This is a genomic window from Curtobacterium sp. A7_M15 (assembly GCF_030705415.1).
In the GTDB taxonomy this organism is placed as follows: Bacteria; Actinomycetota; Actinomycetes; order Actinomycetales; family Microbacteriaceae; genus Curtobacterium.
The window spans coordinates 21,752-28,780 of record NZ_JAUZED010000041.1; the positions used below are offsets into that span (position 1 = coordinate 21,752).

Here is a 7,029-nt window from a genome sequence, read left to right on the forward strand (position 1 = left end):
TGGTGGTCCTTCCGGTGGGGCGTGGACCCGACCGTAGGCCGCTCCGCGCACCCGAGGGAGGGGATGCCAGTGCCACCCAGGGGATTCCCGACGACCGCGTGTGCAATCGACGCACGACCCGGGAGGACCTCCGTGCACACCACCGCCCGCACCCGACGCACCCTGTCCGCCTTCGGCGTGGTCGCCGCCGCGACGCTCGTCCTCGCGGCCTGCACCGACGACGACGCCCGCACGCTCGAAGGTCGCACGACCGCCACGAGCAGCCCCTCGTCGAGCGCCACGACCCCCGCGGCGAGCGCCGCCGGCCGGCTCGTGCCCGGGGGTGAGACGACCGACGTCGTCACCGGACTGGAGGCCCCGTGGTCGGTGGTCCGCACCGGCGACGACGGCGATGCGCTGATCAGCGAGCGTGACTCGGCGGAGGTCCTCGAGCTGACCGGCGGAGAGACCCGCCGGGTCGGCACGATCGCAGGCGTCCGGCACGGCGGCGAGGGCGGCCTGCTCGGACTCGCCCTGCACGAGGGAGACCTGTTCGTGTACTCGACGGGCGAGGACGGCAACCGCGTCCAGCGGTACGAGCTGTCCGGGGACCCCGGGTCGTACGCACTGGGGGAGGCCACGACCGTGATCGACGGGCTGCCGTCGAACAGCTTCCACAACGGCGGACGGATCGCGTTCGGACCGGACGGCATGCTCTACGCGAGCGTCGGCGACGCCGGCACGGGTTCGGACGCGCAGGACCGGGACTCCCTCGCGGGGAAGATCCTGCGACTCACCCCGGACGGCCGGGTCCCCGGCGGCAACCCGTTCCCAGGGTCCCCCGTGTGGAGCCTCGGGCACCGGAACGTGCAGGGCATGGGGTGGTCGGCCGACGGCACGATGTTCGCGTCGGAGTTCGGGCAGGACACCTGGGACGAGCTGAACGTCATCGAGAAGGGGAGGGACTACGGCTGGCCGGAGGTCGAGGGCACCGGCGGCACGAGCGAGGGGTTCGTCGACCCCGTACAGCAGTGGGCCACCGACGACGCCTCGCCGAGCGGCCTGGCGGTGATCGACGACACCGTGTTCATCGCCAACCTGCAGGGCGAGGTCGTGCGGGCCGTCCCCGCCGACGACCCTTCGACGTCGACCGAGTACTTCGCGGGCGAATTCGGCCGCATCCGCACGGTGCTCGAGGGTCCCGAGGGTGCGCTGTGGTTCGTCACGAACAACACCGACGGGCGCGGCGACCCGACGGACGGCGACGACCGGATCGTGTCGGTGCCGCTCGCGACGAGCTGAGGGCGGTCCGGTCCCGTCAGGCTTCCGGGATCACCCGTTCGAACCGGCTCGTGTCCGTCCCGTCCGGGTCCGGGCCGCCGCGGCGACCGGTGTCGAGTGCGTCGAGCGCTGCGAGCTCGTCGTCGGAGAGGACGAAGTCGAACACGTCGAAGTTCTCGGCGATGCGACCGGGGTTCGTCGACTTCGGGATCGCGTTGCGGCCGTGCTGCACGTGCCAGCGGAGCATCACCTGCGCCGGGGTCTTGCCGTGCGCCTCGCCGACGGCCCGGATCGTCGGGTCGTCGAGCACGCTGACCCGCTCGTCACCCCAGCCCGGGTAGAAGGTGATGCCACCGATCGGCGACCAGGCCTGGTCGAGGATGCCGTGCTCGGCGTCCGCACGCTGTACGTCCGGCTGCGTGAAGTACGGGTGCAACTCGACCTGGTTGAGCGCCGGGATGACGTCCGTGGCGTCCAGGAGCGACCGGAGGTGGTGCGGCATGAAGTTGCTCACGCCGACGGCGCCGACGCGCCCGTCGGCGTACAGCCGCTCGAGCGCCCGGTACGCGGCGATGGTCCGGTCGAAGCGGTCGGGTGCGGGCTGGTGCAGGATCAGGACGTCGACGTGGTCGAAGCCGAGCTTGCCGGTGGCCTTGTCGAAGGCGTGCAGGGTCTCGTCGAAGCCGTAGTCGGAGACCCAGATCTTCGTCTCGACGACGATCTCGTCGCGGTCGACACCCGAGGCGCGGATGCCCTCGCCGACCTCGCGCTCGTTGCCGTACGCGGCGGCGGTGTCGATGTGGCGGTACCCGGTCTCGAGCGCGGTCCGCACGGCGTCGACCGTGTCAGCCGGTGCGCTCTGGAAGACGCCGAACCCGATCGCGGGGATCTCGAGTCCGTTGTTGAGGGTGAGTGTGTCCATGCCGATGACGCTACGACCGCCCGGACGCGCCTGACGGGTACCAGCAACCCCTGCTCCGACCCGTCGACCGGACCTACCGTGGAGGACATGGACACGAGAGACGAAGTCCGCGACTTCCTCCGCACCCGCCGCGAACGCATGACGCCGCAGCAGGTCGGGCTGCCCGACTTCGGCGGCGCACGACGTGTCAAGGGTCTCCGCCGCGAGGAGCTCGCCCTCATCGCGGGCATGAGCGTCGACTACTACATCCGCCTCGAGCGCGGGAACCTGACCGGGGTGTCCGAGAGCGTCCTCGGATCGCTGTCCCGGGCGCTCCGCCTCGACGACGCCGAGCACGCGCACCTGTTCGACCTCGCTCGGGTGCAGAACGCCTCCGCGACGACGCGTCGGAAGACCCCGACGTCGAAGGTCCGACCGAACGTGCAGCGGGTGCTCGACTCGATGACCGCTCCCGCGTGGGTGCGGAACGGTCGGTCGGACTTCCTGGCGGGCAACGCGCTCGCCCGCGCGGTCTACGCGCCGCTCTTCCTCGATCTGACCGGAACCCCGAACACCGCACGGTTCGCGTTCCTCGATCCCCGCGGCCGCGAGTTCTGGCGCGACTGGGACGACGTCGCGGGCGACATGGTCGCCGTGCTCCGTGCCGAGGCGGCCCGGTCTCCGTACGACCGCGGGCTGACGGACCTCATCGGAGAACTGTCCACCCGCAGTGAGGAGTTCCGGCAGCGCTGGGCCGCGCACGACGTGATGCGGCACCGGTCCGGCCTGAAACGCGTGCACCACCCCGAGGTCGGCGACCTCGACCTGACGTACGAGACGATGGAGCTCGTCACCGACACCGGCCTGACCTTCGTCGTGTACACCGTGGAGCCCGGTTCCCCGTCCGAGGAGCGCCTGCAGCTCCTCGCCAACCTGGCGGCGACGAGCGCCGCCGCCGTCCCGGAACCGGAGGACGCATGAGCGAGACCGACTCGATCCGGACCGTCCGGGCCACGGAGCCGCTGACCTTCCTCGAACGGGTCAGGTTCCGCCTGCACGCCGGGCGGGAGATCGAGGAACTCACCCGCGACCGTGCCCGGGACGACCGCATCCGCGCCGATGCGGCGGTCCGACTCGCACCGGGACCGTGGCACCTCGCCGAGCTCGTCCGGCGGCGGCGGTGACCGCCCGTGCGGGGATGACACCCGCCCGCACGCTGCTGTTCGCGGTCGCCGGGGGCGCGGCCGTCGGCAACCTCTACTGGGCGCAGCCGCTCCTCGACGACATCGCGTCCTCGCTCGGGACGTCAGCCGCGGTCGCCGGGTTGCTCGTCACGCTCACGCAGGTCGGGTACGCGCTGGGGATCTTCCTCGTGGTGCCGCTCGGCGACGTCCTCGACCGACGACGCCTGATCCCCGGTGTGCTCGTCGCGTCCGCGGTCGCACTGCTGTTCGCATCAGTCGCCCCGTCGTTCGCCGTGCTCCTGGTGGCGCTCGCGCTCGTCGGCCTCACCACCGTCGCCGGGCAGCTGCTCATCCCGCTGGCCGGGGACCTCGCCGACCCCTCGTCCCGCGGGCGCGTCGTCGGCACGATCGCCTCCGGGGTCCTCATCGGCATCCTCGTGTCGCGCACGGTCAGCGGGCTCGTCGCGGACGCGTTCGGTTGGCGCGCGATCTACGTGGTCGCCGCCGTCGCGGCTCTGCTGTTCGCCGTGCTGCTCCGTCGGGCGATCCCCGAGCTCGACCGACGTGACCGGGTGCGGTACCCGACGCTCATCGGATCGGTGTTCCGTGCCGTCGCAGCACACCGGGCCGTGCGCGTGACCCTCGTCATCAGCTCCGCGGTGTTCGCCGTCTTCACGATGTTCTGGACCGCACTGACGTTCCTGCTCAGCGCGGAGCCGTTCGGCTACTCCACCAGCGCGATCGGTCTGGTCGGCCTGGCCGGGCTCGCCGGCGCGGTCGCAGCACAGGGCGTCGGTCGGCTGCACGACCGCGGGGCCTCCGTCCCGGTGACCGGGGCGGCGATCGCCCTCGTGCTCGTCTCGCTCGTGGTCGCGGGGCTCGGAGCGGGGTCGATCATGGTCGTCCTCGTCGCGGTCGTCCTGCTCGACGTCGGCGTGCAGGCGACGAACGTCCTCAACCAGACACGGCTCTTCGCGATCGACCCGGCCGCTCGCAGCCGACTCAACACCGCGTTCGTCACGGCGAACTTCATCGGCGGCGCGACCGGGTCCGCGCTCGCCGCCGTGCTGTGGGACGCCGGCGGATGGACCGCGGTCACCGTCGGCGGCTCGGTCCTGATCGGGTTCGCCCTGACGGTCTGGGCCGTCCACCGCCGCCGAGGGCTGGTGCTCACCGCCCGCGCCTGAACCTGCGGCCTTGCCGGGGCCGAGCCTCGGCTGGGCGGGCACCACTTCAGACCACGAGTGGGCGCGCGACGTCCACCTCGCCGTGCTCGACGAGCCACCGGAACGCGTCGAGGACCGTCGCCTCGGCCGTCCAGGCGGGCTCGTACCCGAGCAGTCGTCGGGGCTTCTCGGTGCTGAACACCTGGCTGCGTGACAGGTGGTCCCAACTCGCACCGGCGTGCTCCGGAGCCGTGGTCTCGCGGAACCGGTCCCACGAGACGGAGTCGAGCCGCGCCTCCTGGCCGAACCAGGACGCGACCAGGTGCGCGTAGCCGCGCGCTGTGAGCGCCGTCGGAGCCGTGACGAAGAAGTCCTCGCCGGCGGCCGCATCGCGGTGCTCGACCGCGAGTTGGAAGGCCTGCGCGACGTCGTCGGCGTGCACGTGCGCCATGGTCTCGGCGCCGAGGCCCGGGACCTCGACGGGCTCGCCGGCGGACAGCTTCGTCCAGACCGACGGGTCGAGGTTGCCGAGCGGACCGATGGGCATCCACCCCGGGCCGCTGATGTGCCCGGGGTGGAGCGAGGTCGTCACCAAACCCCCGTCGGCGGTTTCACGCTTGAGCATCCGGGCGATCGCGTCCTTCTGCACGCCGTACTCACCGAAGGGCTCCGTCGCGTTCTCCTCGGTGACCGGGAGCACGGAGGAGACACCGGCACGCCAGATCGACCCGCAGTGCACGAGGTGGGTGCCGCTGGCGCGAAGGGCCGTGACGAGCGCCTCGGCCGACGACAGCGTGAAGCAGACGAGGTCGACGACGGCGTCGGCGCGGAGGCCGGCGATCCGGTCGCCGAACGTGCCGTCGCGGTCCTCCTGCTCGCGGTCGGCCGTGACCTGCTCGACCTGCTGCCACTCCGGGGAGCCGGCGTACGGGCGGCTGGTGCCGCGGGTGACCGTCACGACGTCGTGACCGGCGCGGACGAGACGGGGGACGAGGAACGTGCCGATGTGGCCGGTGGCTCCGATGACGACGATGCGCATGCCGGTCACGCTAGGCCGAGGTCACCGGGCACGGCACGCCCTGTCGGTACCCCTCAGCTGACGACGGCGCGGGCCGCGGCCGCCGTCGCCGCCCCGAGCTCCTCGGCGGGGCGAGCGAGCAGCTCCTTGACGAAGCGGGAGTCGTCGTCCGCCAGCACCTCGAAGGCCCCGGTGGCCACACCGTCGTAGGCCTGGGCGACGACACTCTCGGGGGTCGACTTCGGGACGTCGAACCGGGACCCCATGGCCGTGTCGACCATGCCGACGATGAGTCCCGTCACCGTGGTGCCCTGGCCCTCCAGCTCGACCCGCAGGCCGTTCGTCGCCGACCACGCCGCTGCCTTGGACGCCGCGTACACGGTGGGGAGGGGCGTCCAGGCGGCGAGGGACAGCACGTTCAGCACGGCGCCGCCGCCGTTCGCCGCGAGGATCGGGGTGAACGCCGCGGAGACCCGGATGGTGCCGAAGGTGTTGGTGGCGAACACCTGCTCCAGCGTGTCCTCGGCGGCGTCGGCGATCGAGGTGTCGGACGCGGGCGCGATACCGGCGTTGTTGACGAGCAGGTCGACGTCGCTGGCCGCCGCTGCGGCGGCGGCGACCGACGCGGGGTCGGTGAGGTCGAGCGCGATCGGGACGATGCGCTCGTCGCCCCAGTCACGCGGCGTCCGCGCGGTCGCGTAGACCTTGCGCGCGCCGCGGGCCAGCGCCTGGCGGACGAACTCGGTGCCGAGCCCGCCGTTCGCTCCGGTCACGAGGACGATCCGGTTCTCGAGCTGTTCGGTCATGTGCACTCCTGCGGTAGTCTCGACGAAGCGGGGAAGCTCCCCGGATCATTATGTGGGGACATCCCCCACTTGAGTCAACCCAGGAGACGCGATGCGCGCCGACGCCCGACGGAACCGGGACGCGATCCTCGCCGCAGCGCGCGAGGTCTTCGACCGTGACGGCATCCTGGCGTCGATCGACGGGATCGCCACACGGGCCGGGGTGGGCAACGCCACGCTCTACCGGAACTTCCCGACCCGGGACGACCTCCTCGCGGCGGTGATGGACGACAGTGTCCGCGCCATCATCGAGGAATCGGCCGACCTGGACGCGCTCGAGGCGGGCGCCGCGCTGCGGGAGTGGATGTTCCGCCTGACCTGGCAGCTGCGCATCTGGCAGAACCTGCCGACGTGCATCGCGGACGCCATCGACGACCCCGACTCGCCCGTCCGGACCGTCTGCACCCGGCTGACGCTGCGCACCGCGGAACTCCTCCGACGTGCACGTGACGCGGGCGCAGCGACGGACGTCGAGGCGGACGCCCTGTTCGAACTGCTCACCGCGGTGTCGTGGGGCGTCGACCGGTTCGGCGACGACGAGCGTCGAGCGCGCGAGCGCGTGGAGCTCGCGACGGCGGGGGTGCTGCCGGCAGCCTGACGGCGGGCCGGCGCCCGGCGCCCGGCTGTCCGGGTGACACCGGGCCTCGCGCCCGGC

8 protein-coding genes are annotated in these 7,029 nt (G+C 72.2%); 5 read left to right on the forward strand and 3 right to left on the reverse strand.

The genetic code is table 11. The features are described from left to right. The first annotated feature begins 132 nt into the window (after positions 1–132). A complete protein-coding gene (locus Q7F20_RS09475) occupies positions 133–1,281 on the forward strand; it encodes a sorbosone dehydrogenase family protein (protein ID WP_305739848.1) in 1,149 nt (382 codons plus the stop codon). A gap of 16 nt (positions 1,282–1,297) precedes the next feature. Here the strand turns inward: Q7F20_RS09475 and Q7F20_RS09480 are convergent, their stop codons facing one another. Beyond that, positions 1,298–2,182: an aldo/keto reductase gene (locus Q7F20_RS09480; RefSeq protein WP_305739849.1), complete on the reverse strand. Its 885-nt coding sequence runs from the start codon at positions 2,180–2,182 to the stop codon at positions 1,298–1,300. Positions 2,183–2,269: 87 nt separating this feature from the next. Between Q7F20_RS09480 and Q7F20_RS09485 the strand changes: the two genes are divergently transcribed. From Q7F20_RS09485 to Q7F20_RS09495, 3 genes are read left to right on the forward strand one after another with little or no spacing between them, the layout of a single operon-like run. Continuing rightward, positions 2,270–3,142, forward strand: a complete 873-nt coding sequence (locus Q7F20_RS09485; protein ID WP_305739850.1) for a helix-turn-helix domain-containing protein — start codon at positions 2,270–2,272, stop codon at positions 3,140–3,142. Next, on the forward strand, positions 3,139–3,345 hold the full coding sequence (locus tag Q7F20_RS09490) for a hypothetical protein (protein WP_305739851.1): 207 nt from the start codon (positions 3,139–3,141) through the stop codon (positions 3,343–3,345). Before Q7F20_RS09485 ends, Q7F20_RS09490 begins: the two co-directional genes overlap by 4 nt. Positions 3,346–3,359: 14 nt before the next feature. Further along, positions 3,360–4,532: an MFS transporter gene (locus tag Q7F20_RS09495; protein WP_305739852.1), complete on the forward strand. Its 1,173-nt coding sequence runs from the start codon at positions 3,360–3,362 to the stop codon at positions 4,530–4,532. A gap of 46 nt (positions 4,533–4,578) precedes the next feature. Here Q7F20_RS09495 and Q7F20_RS09500 read toward each other — a convergent pair whose 3' ends face one another. Next, entirely contained in the window at positions 4,579–5,550 is a 972-nt protein-coding gene (locus tag Q7F20_RS09500; RefSeq protein ID WP_305739853.1) for an NAD(P)-dependent oxidoreductase, read from the reverse strand. Positions 5,551–5,603: 53 nt separating this feature from the next. Continuing rightward, positions 5,604–6,335: an SDR family oxidoreductase gene (locus Q7F20_RS09505; protein ID WP_305739854.1), complete on the reverse strand. Its 732-nt coding sequence runs from the start codon at positions 6,333–6,335 to the stop codon at positions 5,604–5,606. Between the two features lie 91 nt (positions 6,336–6,426). On the opposite strand from Q7F20_RS09505, the gene Q7F20_RS09510 reads away from it, so the two are divergent. After that, positions 6,427–6,972 carry a TetR/AcrR family transcriptional regulator gene (locus Q7F20_RS09510; RefSeq protein ID WP_305739855.1) on the forward strand — a complete coding sequence of 182 codons (546 nt, stop codon included), beginning with the start codon at positions 6,427–6,429 and terminating at the stop codon, positions 6,970–6,972. The last annotated feature ends 57 nt before the right edge of the window (positions 6,973–7,029 follow it).